Below are 16,200 nucleotides of genomic sequence, written 5' to 3'. Positions count from 1 at the left end.
AGTCAGCGCTGGCCGTAATAAGCGCCGGCGCCATGTTTGCGGCTGAAATGTTTCGCCGACAGGTGTTCATCGATCCGGCGCAGGCCGGGGTTAATGCCCCGGCTGATCCACGCCATCTTAGCCACCTCCTCGAGCACCACCGCGTTATGCACCGCCTCATCCGGCGAGCAGCCCCAACTAAACGGGCCATGCTGATACGCCAGAATGCCGGGAATGTGCAACGGCTCGCGCCCGCACAGGGTTTCGATAATCACCTGCCCGGTGTTCAATTCATATTCCCCCGCCACCTCTTCCGCCGTCAGCGCGCGGGTGCAAGGAATGTCGCCGGAAAAATAGTCGGCATGGGTGGTGCCAAACGCCGGTATCGCCTCACCCGCCTGGGCCCAGGCGGTGGCGTGAGTGGAGTGCGTATGCACGACGCCGCCGAGTTGTGGGAATGCCCGGTACAGCGCCAGATGCGTCGGCGTATCGGATGAAGGCCGCAGTTGCCCCTCAACAACCTCCCCTCGCGCATTCACCACCACCATATCTTCCGCCCGCATCGTTTCATAAGGCACGCCGCTGGGTTTTATCACCATCAGATCGCTGGCCCGATCGATGCCGCTGACATTGCCCCAGGTATAGGTCACCAGCCCGTGCTCAGGCAGCGCCATATTGGCTTTGTAGACCTGCCATTTCAGTTGTTCCAGCATGTTAGCTCCCTATTTCCAACCCGGCCTCTGCCATGCGTTCAACCACCCAGGCACGCGCCTCCCGCACCGCCTGCAGCGGGTCGGGCGCCTTCTCGCTCCACATTTCGAGCAGATAGGGGCCGCGATAGCCGCTCGCAAGCAGCGTTTCGAAGCAGCGGGTGAAATCGACCACGCCCTCGCCGAACGGCACGTTCTTAAACTCTCCCGGCCGCGTATCCTTAACGTGCACCGCTACGATATGCCCGCGTCCGGCTACGAGCTCCATCTGCACATCGTTGTCCCAGGCAGACAAATTGCCGATGTCCGGGTACAGCTGAAACCATGGGTTATTCAGGTAGTGGACATAACCCAGCGCCTTGCTGATCGAATTCATCAGCGCATAATCCATGATTTCCATCGCCAGCATGACCTGCGCGCGGCTGGCCATCTCCACCGCCTGCGCCAAGCCGGCGCGGAACCGGGCGCGGGTCTGCGCAGTAGCCTGTTGGTAATAAACGTCATATCCGGCCAGTTGGATCACCCGTATGCCGGTATCCTGCGCCAGCCGGATGGCCTTGCGCATGATCTCCAGCCCCCGCTCGCGCGTCCTGTCGTCTTCACTGCCCAACGGAAAACGCCGATGGGCGCTAAGGCACAAAGAAGGGACGCGCACACCGCTGGCCGCAACGGCGCCGATCAGCGCCAGTCGCTGCTCGCTGTTCCAATCCAGCCGCGCCAGACGGCCGTCGCTTTCATCGATCGACATTTCAACGAAATCGAATCCCAACTCCCCCGCCAGTTGCAAGCGCGCCAGCCAGTCCTCGCCCGGCGGCAACGCCTTCTCGTAGATGCCCAACGGTACGGATTTTTGCAACATAACCGCTCCTCAGCCCCACAGTTGGGCGATGACGCGTTTAAATTCCCGCGCCGCCGCGACCGGATCGGCGGCATCGCGAATGCTACGCCCGGCGATAAAAACATGGATGGGAATGCCCCGGAACAGAGGCAAATCCGCCAATGACAATCCGCCGGTAACCGTCACCTTGAAACCCATCTCGCTCAGGCGATGAACCGCGCGGATATCGTCATCGCTCCAGGCGACGCCCGCCGCCTGCGCGTCACGGCTGCGGTGATACACCACCTGACCAATACCTGCCTCACGCCACGCCTGCGCCTGTTCCCAGGTCCAAAATCCCGTCAGTTCGATCTGCACGTCGCCACCGAACTCATGCGCCACCTGCAGCGCGCCCTTGGCCGTATTGATGTCAGCGCAGCAGATCACCGTGATCCAGTCGGCGTGTGCCTCGAAGCACATCCGCGCCAAAATTTGCCCCGCATCGGCGATTTTCGCGTCCGCCAACACGATGCGATCCGGATACAGCGCTTTCAGATCGCGCACGGCCCGTACGCCTTCCGCCACGCACAAAATAGTGCCGACCTCAATGATGTCGACTTCGGCCGCGATCAGGCGCGTCGTATTGTAAGCCGCGGCCATGGACAGGTTATCCAGCGCCACTTGCAGCATCGGTAAATGCGTTTTCATTGCATGTCTCCTTCAATTCGCCGCCGCCGCGGACGTTTTGTCGATTAACGCCAGTACCTCGCTCGCCCGGCGACAGGCCCGCAAGCGATCGAAGTTCGCCTCATCTTCGAACAGGTTAACCACTTGCATGATGCCCACCTCCTGATGCGTTTTGGCGTCCACCGCCGCCATGGTGATCAAGATATCTATCGGATCGTTGTCCTCATCGCCGAAGCACACCGGCGTTTTCAAGGTGACCAAGGCGAAGCCGGTTTTCAGCACCCCTTCCTCCGGCCGACCATGCGGCATCGCCAGGCCGGGCGCCAACACGAAGTAAGGGCCGTGCCGTTCGACGCCGGCCAGAATGGCGTCGAAATAGCGAGGCTCCACCACGCCGGCGGCCACCAGCAGATCGACCCCCAGCCGCACCGCCTGACGCCAGTCGGCAGCCTCCGCCTGCAGGTGAATAGCGTTGTTCTGCGCCAACGAATCGCTCAGCTTCATGACTCGCTCCTCACTGCTTCAAATCTTGCGGAAAATGCGCGCCGATGACTTCCATCAGCTTCGGACCGAAGTCGGCAGCCGAGAGCATATTGCGCACCCCAACTACGTATTTGTTGCCGCTGACGACGATCTCATCCGCGACATGGGTGGAAGCGATGATGATGTCAGCCCCGCTCAACTCGGATTTGTATTCCCCCACCGCACAGCTGTTGACCGAATGATCCACGCCTTGCTGCGTTAAAAATTGGTCGACTTTCATTTTCATGATCATGGAACTGCCTTGTCCGCAACCGCACACCGCCAGGATTCGTACCGTCATAATCTGCACTCCTATTAACGTGACGCTGGTTCAACCGATTGTTTTTCAGCATCTTCCTCCGCGCGCAGGGTGCGCCCGGCGAAGAACATGTACAGCAGCGCGATGGCGATCACCACGCCCATAAACCACAGGCCGAAGCTCAGCCCTTGCATCAGCGGCGGCGCCAGAATCGACCAGTCCGCCATTCCCATCCAGGCGCTCAGCCCGGTCAGCTTGATGGCCCACACGCAGCCCAAGATCTCTATCATCCCCATCACCAGGCAGATCTTCATCGCCGCGCGCCAGCCGCCAAAGTGGTTAGCGAACACGCCGATGGTGGCGTTAGAGAAGAACATGGGAATGAAACCGGGGATGATCATGATGGAAGCGCCGCACGCCAGGAGGATGCCGACGGCGATCAATTGGCCGATGGTGCCCCACATAAAGCCCCACACCACGGCGTTGGGCGCGAAGCTATAGATGGCGGCGCAGTCGATGGCCAGTACCGCACCGGGGATCAGGCGTTGGGAAATCCCATTGAAGGCCTCGGTCAATTCGGCGACGAACATGCGCACGCCCTGCACGATGATGAAAATCGCCACCGCGAACATCAGCCCGGTTTGCAGGATATAGATGCTCCAGTGGGTTTTACCGGCCATCGCCTGCAGGGTATCCAAGCCGAACGAGCAAAGAATGATGCCGAAGAACAGCGTCATCACGATGGCGGTGGAAACGATGTTGTCATGGAAAATGTTCAGCCACCCAGGCAGCTTCAGATCTTCCACGCTGTCCTCTTTTTTACCGAGATACGGCGCTGCCTTATACGCCAGCCACGAAGCGAACTGCTGTTGGTGCCCAATGGAGAAACCGCTGTTTTCCGTCACCGCCTGCGTCGGTTTGAACATCATGTTGGACGTGATGCCCCAATACAGTGAAGCCAACAGCGCGCTGCACAATACCGTTGTCCACATGCCGTAGCCCAGAATGTAGAAAAATACCGCGATCAACCCCACCTGCTGAAACATGATATGGCCGGTAAGCATGATGGTGCGGATGCCGGTAATGCGCCTCAACAACACGTAGAGTATGTTCAGCGCCAGCGCCAGCAAGACCGCGTAGCCGACCCAGCTATAGGCCTCCCCCATCCGATCGATGGTGGCCATCATCGAGGCATAGGTATCTGAAATCGCCCCGTTGATGCCGTACACCTCGGACAGCTTCGCCACCACCGGTTTGAACGTGCCGGTCAGGATGCCGGAACCGGCTTGCAGCAACATGAAACCGATAATGGTTTTGATCGTGCCTTTGATAATGACCGCCGCGCTTTTGCGCAGCAACGTGTAACCCAGCAGCGTAACCAGCCCCAACAGCAGCGGCGCATTGGTCATCACCTGGTTAAAAAAGACGGTGAAGATGGTGTAAAGAGTTTCCATACGGCTCTCCCGAAAAGGTTGGCATGCAGGTAACGCCTTCACCATACCAATCACAAGAAATCACAAAAAGATCATAAATGATTATTTGTGAACAACCTCGCAAGTTAAAAATCAATTCCACTAACATTCAATGAATTAGACGGCTTACATTTTATTACTCATTGAATTTAATAGCAGTTAATCAAACAAAAAGGAGATAAAAAGACGGCGCAGCACGTAAATCCGGCGGTGTTAACGTGTATTTCGATCGTTGTCAGTTGAAAAAAACGGTGCTAGATTCGATCAAAACAAATCACATAAAATCTTTAAATGATTATTTGTGATTGCATTATCACCGCCAACGAGGAACGACCCATGAGTAAAGTCAACGACATCACCCGCGAATCCTGGATATTGAACACCTTTCCCGAATGGGGCACCTGGCTGAACGAAGAGATAGAGCAGGAGAAAGTTGCGCCCGGCACCTTCGCCATGTGGTGGCTGGGCTGTACCGGTATCTGGCTCAAATCCGAAGAAAGCGCCAATCTGTGCGTCGACTTTTGGTGCGGTACCGGCAAGCAGAGCCACGGCAACCCACTGATGAAAACCGGCCACCAAATGCAGCGAATGGCGGGAGTGCGCAAGCTGCAGCCTAACCTGCGCACGACCCCATTCGTACTGGATCCCTTCGCGATTACCCAGCTCGACGCCGTCTTGGCCACGCACGACCACAACGATCACATCGATGTGAACGTCGCCGCGGCGGTGTTGCAAAATTGCGCCGCCACCGTTCCGTTTATCGGGCCGCAAAGCTGCGTGGATATCTGGATTGGTTGGGGTGTGCCGCCTGAGCGCTGCACCACCGTCAAACCTGGCGACGTGATAAAAATCAAAGACATTGAAATTCATGCGCTGGACGCCTTCGATCGCACGGCGCTCATCACACTGCCGGTGGAACAAAAAGCGGCGGGCGTTCTGCCGGACGGCATGGACCTGCGGGCGGTCAACTACCTGTTCAAAACGCCGGGCGGCAACCTTTATCACAGCGGCGATTCCCACTACTCCAACTATTACGCCAAGCACGGCAACGATCATCAGATCGATGTCGCCCTCGGTTCCTACGGCGAGAACCCGCGCGGCATTACCGACAAGATGACCAGCGCCGATATCTTGCGCATGGCGGAATCGCTGAACGCCAAGGTCGTTATCCCCTTCCACCATGACATATGGTCGAATTTCCAGGCGGATCCGCAGGAAATTCGCGTGCTGTGGGAAATGAAGAAAGACCGGCTCAAATACGGTTTTAAACCGTTTATCTGGCAGGTTGGCGGCAAGTTCATCTGGCCGCAGGATAAAGACAATCTGGAGTACCACTACCCGCGCGGTTTCGATGATTGCTTCACCCTCGAACCCGATCTGCCCTTCAAGTCTTTCTTGTAATCAACCGGTGTTGCATACGGATGCGCGCTTTTGAACGGGAATGATTCAAATCGTCAAACGGCGCGCATATAATCATAGGCAACGACGTTTTCTCTCTCCGACGGAGCCCGCATGACAGAGTCCCAACGCCACAACGCCATTCTCGATCTCTTGCAGCGCAAGGGGCAAATCTCCGTGGCGGACGTCATCGCGGCGTTTGACATCTCTCCGGCCACCGCGCGCCGGGACATCAACAAACTGAATGAAATCGGCAAATTGCGCAAAGTGCGCAACGGCGCCGAAGCCACACAAACTCCGCGCCCGGCCTGGACGCCACTCAATATCCACCAAACCCAGCACCTGGACGAAAAAATGCGTATTGCGGCGGCCGCGGCACAGCTCTGTCAGCCGGGTGAAAGCGTGGTGATCAATTGCGGCTCCACCGCATTTCTGTTGGGCCGTGAAATTTGCGGCAAGCCGGTTCAGGTAATCACCAATTATCTGCCGCTGGCCAATTACCTGATTGAGCAGGAACATGACAGCGTGGTGATCATGGGAGGCCAGTACAACAAAACCCAGTCGATTACTCTGGCGCCCCAGGACGGCGACGCCACCCTGTACGCCGGGCACTGGATGTTCACCAGCGGTATCGGCCTCACCGCTGACGGCCTGTATAAAACCGATATGCTGACCGCGATGGCGGAACAGAAGATGCTCAACTACGTCGGTAAACTGGTGGTGCTGGTTGACAGCAGCAAAGTCGGCCAACGCGCCGGCATGCTGTTCAGCCGTACCGAGCAAATCGCCATGGTGATCACCGGCCGCGCCGCCGATTCGGCGATCGTTGAGCAACTGCGTCAACAAGGGGTAGAAGTGCTGCTGGTGTGAGAAAACCACAAGCTTGCTCTGGTCTTAAACGCCGCAGAGTTGGTTACAATAGCGGCGTCCCCCAATAATGAGGCAGTCAGCAGTATGGAACAGTTCGAAGCGATCAACGTTGAACAGGCTTACAGCCTCTGGAAAGAGGGCAGCGCCGCCCTGGTCGACATCCGCGATCCGCAAAGTTTTGAAGCCGGGCATACGCCGGGCGCCTTTCACCTCACCAACGCCACCCTGTCGGCCTTTATGCAACAAAACGACTTCGAGCGGCCGGTGATGGTGATGTGCTACCACGGCAACAGCAGCCGCAGCGCGGCGCAATACCTGCTGCACCAGGGGTTCGACGCGGTCTACAGCATCGACGGCGGTTTCGAGGCCTGGGCCCGTCAGTATCCGCAAGACGTGGAAACCTCAGCCTGATCCCCGCCGCCCGTCGCGCATCGGCGGGCTTTCCCTTCGATTTTATGCGCGTTTTCGCGGGTTTTTCGCAGATCCGTTTGCCAGCGCTCAGGATTTCGACGTTATAATCGGCCGTCAGGGTCGCCGGCGAGCAAGCCGCGGCCAAAATCATTCACTTACGACGGAAGAGCAATGGTTAGAGTAATCGCCGTATCCAACCCGCGCCTGGCGCTGGCCTTTGTCGACTATATGGCGACCCAGGGCATCCGGCTTGAGCTGCGCAACAGCGGCGAAGCGGCGGAAATCTGGCTGGCCGACGACGGCCACCTCGAGCAGGTGCAACACGAGCTGCAGCAGTTTCTGGTCGATCCGCTCAACCGCCGTTATCAGGCCGCCAGCTGGCAGACCGGCCATACCGACGCCGGCCTGCACTATCAGAGCGAATCCTACCTGCACACCCTGCGCAGCAAAGCCGGGCCGCTGACGCTCGGCGTGATGGTGCTGTGCATCGCAGTCTATATTCTGATGCAGGCGCTCGGCGACGATACCGTGATGTACTGGCTCTCCTGGCCGCAGGACAGCAGCCAATACACCCAGCTGTGGCGCTGGATCAGCCATGCGTTCCTGCATTTCTCCCTGCTGCATATCCTGTTTAACCTGATGTGGTGGTGGTATCTCGGCGGCCAGATGGAAAAACGCCTCGGCGCCGGCAAGCTGTTCGTGCTGGCGGTGGTGTCGGCGTTCTTCAGCGGCTGGGCGCAATCGCTGTTCAGCGGCGCGCTGTTCGGCGGGCTGTCAGGCGTGGTCTATGCGCTGATGGGCTATGTCTGGCTGTCGGGCGAACGGGCGCCGGAGCGCGGCCTGATGCTGCCGCGCGGCCTGATGGTGTTCTCGGTGCTGTGGCTGGTGGCCGGATATTTCGATATTTTAGGAATGTCGATCGCCAACGCGGCACACGTAGCCGGTTTAGTGTTAGGGTTATTGATGGCATTTTGGGATACGCGTCATCGCGCACACAACGAACAATAACAGCCGGGAGCTATGCCCAGCGGGCATAGCGGGCGTTTTAGGGGATTATCGTGAAGCAAACACAGCGTCATGACGCAATTATCGAGCTGGTGCGCCTGCAGGGTTACGTCAGCACGGAAGAGCTGGTCGAGCATTTTGACGTCAGCCCGCAAACGATTCGCCGCGATTTGAATGACCTGGCCGACCAGAACAAGATCCAGCGTCACCACGGCGGCGCGGCGCTGCCTTCCAGCTCGGTCAACGCTGCCTATAACGATCGCAAGGTGATGTGGTCGGAAGAGAAAGCCCGCATCGCGCAGCGCGTCGCCAGCCAGATCCCGGACGGTGCCACGCTGTTCATCGATATCGGCACCACGCCGGAGGCGGTGGCCCATGCGCTGATGAACCACAAGAACCTGCGCGTGGTCACCAACAACCTTAACGTCGCCACCCTGCTGACCGCCAAGGAAGACTTCCGCCTGATCCTGGCCGGCGGCGAAGTGCGCACCCGCGACGGCGGCATCATGGGCGAAGCCACCCTGGACTTCATCTCCCAATTCCGTCTCGATTACGGCATTCTCGGCATCAGCGGCATCGATATGGACGGCTCACTGCTCGAATTCGACTATCACGAAGTGCGCACCAAACGCGCGATTATCGAAAATTCCCGCTGCGTGATGCTGGTGACCGACCACTCCAAATTCGGCCGCAACGCCATGGTCAACCTGGGCAACATGAACCTGATCGACTACCTGTTTACCGACCAGCTGCCGCCGCCGAGCGTGATGAAAATCATCGAACAGTACGACGTGCAGCTGGAGCTGTGCTGATTCGGCCTTAACCTGCGGGGCGCGCCGCCGCCCCGTTTCATCCCTTTAACCCCCTCACCGACAGCCGTTTGCGCGCCCGCGCCATATCCATGCTACTTGTGTGACTATCATCACCAAACTGTTACCTCTATCACGCCTAAATGTTTTTGTTTGGTTAAGTCTTGGCTTGCTTGTTGGTTTTTGATTACAATCATGAGCGAAAACGAACATGAAAGAGCTATTTCGAACATCTGGAGGAAGATGACGTGGAAACCAAAGACTTGATCGTTATCGGTGGCGGCATCAACGGTGCCGGCATCGCGGCGGATGCTGCCGGGCGCGGGCTGTCGGTACTGCTACTGGAAGCGCAAGACTTGGCCTGTGCTACGTCTTCCGCCAGTTCCAAACTGATCCACGGTGGCCTGCGCTACCTGGAACACTACGAATTCCGTCTGGTGAGCGAAGCGCTGGCCGAACGTGAAGTGCTGCTGAAACTGGCGCCGCACATCGCGTTCCCGATGCGTTTCCGCCTGCCGCACCAGCCGCATCTGCGTCCGGCCTGGATGATCCGTATCGGCCTGTTCCTGTACGATCACCTGGGCAAACGCACCAGCCTGCCGGGCAGCAAGGGGTTGCGCTTTGGACCAGAATCGGTGCTGAAGCCTGAGCTGAAGCGCGGTTTCGAATATTCCGACTGCTGGGTCGACGATGCTCGCCTGGTAGTGCTGAACGCGCAGGAAGTGGAAAAACGCGGCGGCGAAGTGCGCACCCGCACCAAAGTGACCCGCGCATGGCGCGAAAACGGCCTGTGGATGGTGGAAGCGGTCGATATCGACAGCGGCAAAACCTTCACCTGGCGCGCCAAAGGCCTGGTGAACGCCACCGGCCCATGGGTGAAAAACTTCTTCGACGACGGCCTGAAGCTGAAATCGCCTTACGGCATCCGTCTGATCAAAGGCAGCCACATCGTGGTGCCGCGCGTGCACGATCAGCCGCAGTCTTACATTCTGCAGAACGAAGACCACCGCATCGTGTTCGTGATCCCGTGGAATGACGAGTTCTCCATCATCGGCACCACCGACGTGGAGTACAAAGGCGATCCGAAAGACGTGAAGATCGACGAGAACGAAATCGCTTATCTGCTGAAAGTGTACAACGATCACTTCAAGAAGCAGTTGGGCCGCGACGACATCGTCTGGACTTACTCCGGCGTGCGTCCGCTGTGCGACGACGAGTCCGATTCACCGCAGGCGATCACCCGCGATTACACGCTGGACGTGCACGACGAGCAAGGCAAGGCGCCGCTGCTGTCGGTCTTCGGCGGCAAGCTGACCACCTACCGCAAGCTGGCCGAACATGCGATGGAAAAACTGGCCCACTACTACCCAGGCTGCGGCCCGGCGTGGACCAAAAACGCCACGCTGCCGGGCGGTGACATCGACGGCGACCGCGACGGTTACGCGGCCAAACTGCGCCGTGCGCACGGCTGGTTGCCGGAAGCCCTGGCGCGCCGCTATGCCCGCACCTACGGCAGCCAGAGCGAGCTGATCCTGGCCGGCGCCAACGGCCTCGCCGATCTGGGCGAAGATTTCGGCCACGGTCTGTATGAAGCCGAACTGCGCTACCTGACCGAGAAAGAGTGGGTCGTGGAGCTGGACGACGCTATCTGGCGCCGCACCAAGCTGGGCATGTGGCTGGACGAAGCGCAGCAGGCGCGCGTGAAAGCCTGGCTGGCGGAACACGCGAAAACGAAAGCGCTGTCGCTGGCTTCCTGAGCCGCAGCGTAACGAAAAAGGGCCGGTTATCCGGCCCTTTGCTTTTTTCCTGCCCCGCTTTACAGCTTCACCGGCTTAATGTGCCAAATTTCATCCGCATATTCCTGAATGGTGCGATCGGATGAGAAGTAACCCATATTGGCGATATTCAGCACCGCGCGCCGCGTCCACTCGTCCTGATTGAGATACACCTCGTCCACCTTGTCCTGCGTGTCCACATAGCTGCGGTAATCCGCCAACAGCTGATAGTGGTCGCCGAGGTTCACCAGCGAGTCGAACAAATTGCCATAGCGCTTCGGCTCCTCAGGGCTGAACATGCCGGTGGCGATCTGCGTCAGCGCCTGATGCAGCTCTGGGTCTTGCTCGTAGTACTGTCGCGGGTTGTAACCGTTGCGGCGCAGTTCCTCGACCTGCTCGGCGGTATTGCCGAAGATAAAGATGTTCTCCTCCCCCACGTGCTCGCGCATCTCGACGTTGGCGCCGTCCAACGTGCCGATGGTCAGCGCGCCGTTCAGCGCGAACTTCATATTGCTGGTGCCCGAGGCTTCGGTGCCCGCCAGCGAGATCTGTTCCGACAGATCCGCCGCCGGGATGATGATCTGCGCCAGGCTGACGCCGTAGTTCGGAATGAACACCACCTTCAACTGGGTATGCACGCGCGGATCGTTGTTGATCACTTTGGCCACGTCGTTGATCAGGCGGATGATCTGCTTGGCGGCATAGTAGGCCGAGGCCGCCTTGCCGGCAAAGATCACCACCCGCGGCACGCGCTCGATATCAGGGTCGGCCAGCAAACGGTTATACAGCGTGATGACGTGCAACACGTTGAGCAACTGCCGTTTGTACTCGTGGATGCGTTTGATCTGCACGTCGAACAGCGCATCCGGGTTAACCACCACGTTGAGCGTTTTGGCGATGTACAGCGCCAGCCGCTCCTTGTTCTGCCGCTTGGCGCGCTGCACCGCCTGCAGGAAGCTCGGGTAATCGATGTTGGCCTTGATCTCGCTCAGCTGGCTGAGATCGGTGCGCCAGGTTTGGCCGATGCAGTCGTCCAGCACCGCCGCCAACGGCGGGTTGGCCAGCGCCAGCCAACGACGCGGCGTCACCCCGTTGGTTTTGTTGCAGAAACGAGTCGGGAACAGCCGGGCGAAGTCGGCGAACAGCGACTGCACCATCAGTTCGGAATGCAGAGCGGAAACGCCGTTGACCTTGTGGCTGGCCACCACCGCCAGCCACGCCATGCGCACCCGACGGCCGTTGGTTTCGTCGATGATCGAGACCCGCGCCAGCAGATCGTTGTCGCCCGGCGCCACCTCCTGCACCATTTTGAGGAAGTGATCGTTGATCTCGAAAATCAGCTGCAGATGGCGCGGCAGGATGCGGCCGAGCATGTCCACCGGCCAGGTCTCCAGCGCCTCGCTCATCAGCGTGTGGTTAGTGTAGGAGAATACCTGCTCCACCACTTCCCAGGCGTCGAGCCACTTGAACTTGTGCTCGTCGATCAGCCGGTGCATCAGCTCCGGAATCGACAACACCGGGTGAGTGTCGTTGAGGTGAATGGCGATCTTGTCCGCCAGGTTGTCGAAGGTTTTGTGCATCAGCCAATGGCGATTGAGAATATCCTGTACCGTGGCCGACACCAGGAAATACTCTTGTCGCAAGCGCAATTCACGCCCGGAGGAGGTCGAATCGTCCGGATAGAGCACGCGCGACACGTTCTCAGAATGGTTTTTATCTTCCACCGCCGCGAAGTAATCGCCCTGATTGAACTTGCCGAGGTTGATCTCGTTACTGGCCTGCGCGCCCCACAACCGCAGCGTGTTGGTGGCGTCGGTGTCGAAACCGGGGATCACCTGATCGTAGGCGATGGCCACGATTTCTTCGGTCTCCAGCCAGCGGGCCTTGGCCCCCTCCTGCTGCACGCGGCCGCCGAAGCGCACCTTGTAGCGGGTGTTATGGCGCGGAAACTCCCACGGATTGCCGTACTCCAGCCAGTAGTCCGGCGATTCCATCTGTTGGCCGTTGACGATGTTCTGCTTGAACATGCCGTACTCATAGCGAATGCCGTAGCCGCGCCCCGGCAGCGCCAGCGTCGCCAGCGAGTCGAGGAAGCAGGCCGCCAGCCGGCCCAGACCGCCGTTGCCGAGCCCGGGGTCGTTCTCTTCCTCCAGCAGCTCCGCCAGGTTCAGCCCCATCTCGTTCAACGCGTTGTCGATGTCCTGATAAATGCCCATCGACAGCAGCGCGTTCGACAACGTGCGGCCGATCAGAAACTCCATCGACAGGTAATACACCTGCCGCACGTCTTGAGACAGCTGGGCGCGGTTGGAGCGCAGCCAGCGCTCCACCATGCGATCGCGCACCGCGAACAGGACGGCGTTGAGCCAGTCGTGGCGGTTGGCGATCGCCGGATCCTTGCCGACGATAAACATCAGCTTATAGGCAATGGAATGTTTCAGCGCTTCCACACTGACCGTAGGTGAGGTGTAACTAAACGGTGAAGTCATGGCTTTTAATCCCTAATGGGGAGCCCAGCCATCCGCCGCGGAATAGCTGGCCCCGCTGAACATGGGCGCGGTACGCTGCGCCCCGACAATCTACCCTTACGGTTGCCCGCCGCGCGTCAACTCGCGACGCGAATCGCGGGCTACAAGCGTTGATAAAGCGATAAATACTCTTTCGCCGCCACCGGCCAGCCGAAGTCCACGCTCATGGCGTGGCGCTGAACGTGGCGCCAGTGTTTCGGCCGGCTCCACAGCACCATGGCGCGGCGGATGGCGTTGCCCAGCGCGACGGCGTCGCAATCGTCGAACACGAATCCGCTGGCGGTGCCGTCGGCCAGGTTCTCCAGCGCGCAGTCCACGACCGTGTCCGCCAGTCCGCCGGTGCGGCGCACCAGCGGCAGAGTGCCGTATTTCAGGCCGTAGAGCTGCGTCAGGCCGCAGGGCTCGAAGCGGCTCGGCACCAGAATGACGTCGGCGCCGCCGATGATGCGGTGGGAGAAGGATTCGTGATAACCAATCTGCACGCCGACCTGCTCAGGGTAGTCGGCGGCGGCGGCCAGAAACGCCTGCTGCAGCACCGCGTCGCCGGCGCCCAGCAGCGCCAACTGCCCGCCCTGCGCCAGCAATTCGGGCAACGCCTGCAGCACCAGATCGAGGCCTTTCTGGCTGGTCAATCGGCTCACCACCGCGAACACCGGCAGCGATTCGTCCACCTTCAGCCCCATGGCCTTTTGCAGATGCAGCTTGTTTTTGACCTTGCTTTTCAGATCGTCGGCGTCGTAGCGGGCGCTCAGCCGCGGGTCGTGGGCCGGATCCCAAATCTTGTCGTCCACGCCGTTGAGGATGCCGCTCAACCTGCCTTGCCGCTGCCGCTCCTGCAGCAGCCCCTCCATGCCGTAGCCAAACTCCGGCCGGGTGATCTCGCGCGCATAGGTCGGACTGACGGCGGTCACGTGGTCGGCATAAAACAGCCCGGCCTTGAGGAACGACATCTGGCCGTAGAACTCCAGGCCATAAACATCGTAAAACGACGCCGGCAACCACAGCTCGGTCACGTGATGGGCGGAGAACAGGCCCTGATAGGCCAGGTTGTGCACGGTGAACACCGAACGCGCCGGGTGGCCGTTGGCGGCCAGATAGGCGCAGCTCAGGCCGGCATGCCAGTCGTGGGCGTGCACCAGCTGCGGACGCCAGTAGCGATCCAGCCCCTTGGCCAGCTCGCAGGCCATCCAGCCCAGCAGCGCAAAGCGCCGGTGGTTGTCGGGGTAGGCGTACATGGACTGATCGTGGTACGGGCTGCCCGGCCGGTCATACAGCCAGGGCGCATCGATCAGGTAAATGCCCACGCCATGGTAGGTGCCGTAACGCAGGCCGACACGGCCGGCGAACGAGTCTATCTCCGCCACCAGCACGGTGTCGGGTATGCCGTTGCGTACGTCAGGGAAAGCGGGCAATAGCACCCGAACATCGGCGCCTTCGGCGATTTGCGCCGCCGGCAGCGCGCCAACCACGTCTGCGAGTCCGCCCGTTTTCAGCAGGGGGAACATTTCAGAACATACGTGTAAGACCTGCATTATCACTCCTGAAAGTCGGCCGAAGGCCTCTGGATAAGAAATAAAGCAGGCTTGCCGCTGTTATGTGTGCCGCGTTGCGCAAGCCATCGAACCGTTCATCAGGCGGCAGGCTATCGTTCTGCCGCCCACGTTAACTCACAATTTTGACAACATTTCGCGCGTCACCAGCACGATGCCGCCTTCCGAGCGATAGAAACGCTTGCTGTCCTCATCGGCGTTTTCCCCGATCACCATGCCCTCCGGAATGTGGCAGGCGCGGTCGATGATGCAGCGCCGCAGGCGGCAGGAACGGCCGACGTTCACGTCCGGCAACAATACGGTAGAGTCGATGGTGCAAAACGAGTTCACTCGCACGCGCGGGAACAGCACCGAATGCACCACCACCGAGCCCGAGACGATGCAACCGCCGGACACCAGCGAATTCATGGTCATGCCATGGCTACCGGAGCGATCCTGCACGAACTTGGCCGGCGGCAGCGGTTCCATGTGGGTGCGGATCGGCCAGGCGCGGTCGTACATGTCCAGCTCCGGCGTCACCGACGCCAGATCGAGATTGGCGCGCCAGTAAGCGTCCAGCGTGCCCACGTCGCGCCAGTAAGGCGGCAAGTCGGGGTTGGACGTCACGCAGGACAAGGTAAACGGATGCGCCCACGCCGCCTGCTGCGCGGTGATTTTCGGGATCAGATCCTTGCCGAAATCGTGGCTGGAGCCGGGGGTCGACATATCCTCTTCCAGCAGTTGGAACAGGTAGGCGGCATTAAAAATATAGATGCCCATGCTGGCCAGCGACATATCCGGGTTGCCCGGCATCGCCGGCGGATCGGCGGGCTTTTCCAGAAACTCGATGATGCGGTCGCTTTCATCCACCTTCATCACGCCGAATTCGCCGGCTTCGCTGCGCGGCACCGGCAGGCAAGCCACGGTGCACTGAGCGCCCTTCTCGACGTGGTCGATCAGCATGCGCGAATAATCCATCTTGTAGATGTGATCGCCCGCCAGGATCACCACGTATTCGGCCTCGTAGCGACGGATGATATCCAGGTTCTGGTACACCGCGTCGGCGGTGCCCTTGTACCAATGCTCGGTGCTGAGGCGCTGCTGGGCCGGCAGCAGATCGACGAACTCATTCATCTCCTCGTTGAGGAACGACCAGCCGCGCTGAATGTGCTGCACCAGCGTGTGCGACTGGTATTGGGTGATCACGCCGATGCGGCGGATGCCGGAGTTCAGGCAGTTCGACAAGGCGAAGTCGATGATGCGGAATTTGCCGCCAAAGTGGACGGCGGGCTTGGCGCGGGTGGAGGTCAAATCTTTCAGACGTGAACCGCGGCCGCCGGCCAGGATCAGCGCTACGGATTTAATCGGCAGCTGGCGCGCCAACATCAGGGGGTCTTTATTTTCAAACCTAACCATAGCGGACTCCTTT

The 16,200-nt window shown here is 59.6% G+C and carries 15 protein-coding genes; 6 read left to right on the top strand and 9 right to left on the bottom strand.

The features are described 5' to 3' along the window. Positions 1-2: 2 nt before the first annotated feature. From HWW83_RS21265 to HWW83_RS21240, 6 genes are read right to left on the bottom strand one after another with little or no spacing between them, the layout of a single operon-like run. On the bottom strand, positions 3-689 hold the full coding sequence (locus HWW83_RS21265) for an L-ribulose-5-phosphate 4-epimerase (protein ID WP_033651798.1): 687 nt from the start codon (positions 687-689) through the stop codon (positions 3-5). Between the two features lie 4 nt (positions 690-693). Further along, positions 694-1,548, bottom strand: a complete 855-nt coding sequence (locus HWW83_RS21260; protein WP_176589537.1) for an L-ribulose-5-phosphate 3-epimerase — start codon at positions 1,546-1,548, stop codon at positions 694-696. A gap of 9 nt (positions 1,549-1,557) precedes the next feature. Further along, a complete protein-coding gene (locus tag HWW83_RS21255; RefSeq protein WP_033645299.1) occupies positions 1,558-2,214 on the bottom strand; it encodes a 3-keto-L-gulonate-6-phosphate decarboxylase UlaD in 657 nt (218 codons plus the stop codon). A gap of 12 nt (positions 2,215-2,226) precedes the next feature. Next, entirely contained in the window at positions 2,227-2,697 is a 471-nt protein-coding gene (gene ulaC / locus HWW83_RS21250) for a PTS ascorbate transporter subunit IIA (protein ID WP_033645300.1), read from the bottom strand. A 10-nt stretch (positions 2,698-2,707) separates the two neighbouring features. Continuing rightward, positions 2,708-3,016 carry a PTS ascorbate transporter subunit IIB gene (ulaB, locus tag HWW83_RS21245; protein ID WP_033645301.1) on the bottom strand — a complete coding sequence of 103 codons (309 nt, stop codon included), beginning with the start codon at positions 3,014-3,016 and terminating at the stop codon, positions 2,708-2,710. 14 nt (positions 3,017-3,030) lie between these two features. After that, complete coding sequence (locus HWW83_RS21240) at positions 3,031-4,428, bottom strand: PTS ascorbate-specific subunit IIBC (RefSeq protein ID WP_033645302.1); 1,398 nt, start codon at positions 4,426-4,428, stop codon at positions 3,031-3,033. A gap of 354 nt (positions 4,429-4,782) precedes the next feature. Between HWW83_RS21240 and ulaG the strand changes: the two genes are divergently transcribed. From ulaG to glpD, 6 genes are all read left to right on the top strand, one after another. Next, positions 4,783-5,847 (top strand): L-ascorbate 6-phosphate lactonase, encoded by a 1,065-nt coding sequence (gene ulaG, locus HWW83_RS21235; protein ID WP_103101829.1) that lies wholly within the window; start codon positions 4,783-4,785, stop codon positions 5,845-5,847. 111 nt (positions 5,848-5,958) lie between these two features. After that, positions 5,959-6,714 (top strand): HTH-type transcriptional regulator UlaR, encoded by a 756-nt coding sequence (gene ulaR, locus HWW83_RS21230; RefSeq protein ID WP_033651753.1) that lies wholly within the window; start codon positions 5,959-5,961, stop codon positions 6,712-6,714. 84 nt (positions 6,715-6,798) lie between these two features. Further along, entirely contained in the window at positions 6,799-7,125 is a 327-nt protein-coding gene (gene glpE / locus HWW83_RS21225) for a thiosulfate sulfurtransferase GlpE (RefSeq protein WP_033645305.1), read from the top strand. A 171-nt stretch (positions 7,126-7,296) separates the two neighbouring features. Beyond that, positions 7,297-8,133 carry a rhomboid family intramembrane serine protease GlpG gene (glpG, locus tag HWW83_RS21220; RefSeq protein ID WP_033645306.1) on the top strand — a complete coding sequence of 279 codons (837 nt, stop codon included), beginning with the start codon at positions 7,297-7,299 and terminating at the stop codon, positions 8,131-8,133. A 50-nt stretch (positions 8,134-8,183) separates the two neighbouring features. Then, positions 8,184-8,942, top strand: a complete 759-nt coding sequence (locus HWW83_RS21215) for a DeoR/GlpR family transcriptional regulator (protein WP_004930797.1) — start codon at positions 8,184-8,186, stop codon at positions 8,940-8,942. A 245-nt stretch (positions 8,943-9,187) separates the two neighbouring features. Beyond that, entirely contained in the window at positions 9,188-10,696 is a 1,509-nt protein-coding gene (glpD, locus tag HWW83_RS21210; protein WP_004930801.1) for a glycerol-3-phosphate dehydrogenase, read from the top strand. Positions 10,697-10,755: 59 nt separating this feature from the next. Here glpD and glgP read toward each other — a convergent pair whose 3' ends face one another. The 3 genes from glgP to glgC form a co-directional block, all read right to left on the bottom strand. After that, positions 10,756-13,203, bottom strand: a complete 2,448-nt coding sequence (gene glgP, locus HWW83_RS21205; RefSeq protein WP_033645307.1) for a glycogen phosphorylase — start codon at positions 13,201-13,203, stop codon at positions 10,756-10,758. Positions 13,204-13,343: 140 nt separating this feature from the next. Then, positions 13,344-14,774 carry a glycogen synthase GlgA gene (glgA, locus tag HWW83_RS21200; RefSeq protein WP_033645308.1) on the bottom strand — a complete coding sequence of 477 codons (1,431 nt, stop codon included), beginning with the start codon at positions 14,772-14,774 and terminating at the stop codon, positions 13,344-13,346. Positions 14,775-14,909: 135 nt separating this feature from the next. Continuing rightward, positions 14,910-16,187: a glucose-1-phosphate adenylyltransferase gene (glgC, locus tag HWW83_RS21195; RefSeq protein WP_004930810.1), complete on the bottom strand. Its 1,278-nt coding sequence runs from the start codon at positions 16,185-16,187 to the stop codon at positions 14,910-14,912. Positions 16,188-16,200: the final 13 nt, after the last annotated feature.

The organism is Serratia ureilytica, from assembly GCF_013375155.1.
In the GTDB taxonomy this organism is placed as follows: domain Bacteria; phylum Pseudomonadota; class Gammaproteobacteria; order Enterobacterales; family Enterobacteriaceae; genus Serratia; species Serratia ureilytica.
The sequence above is the reverse complement of the archived record's forward strand: the minus strand, read 5'-3'. Positions and strand labels throughout refer to the sequence as shown.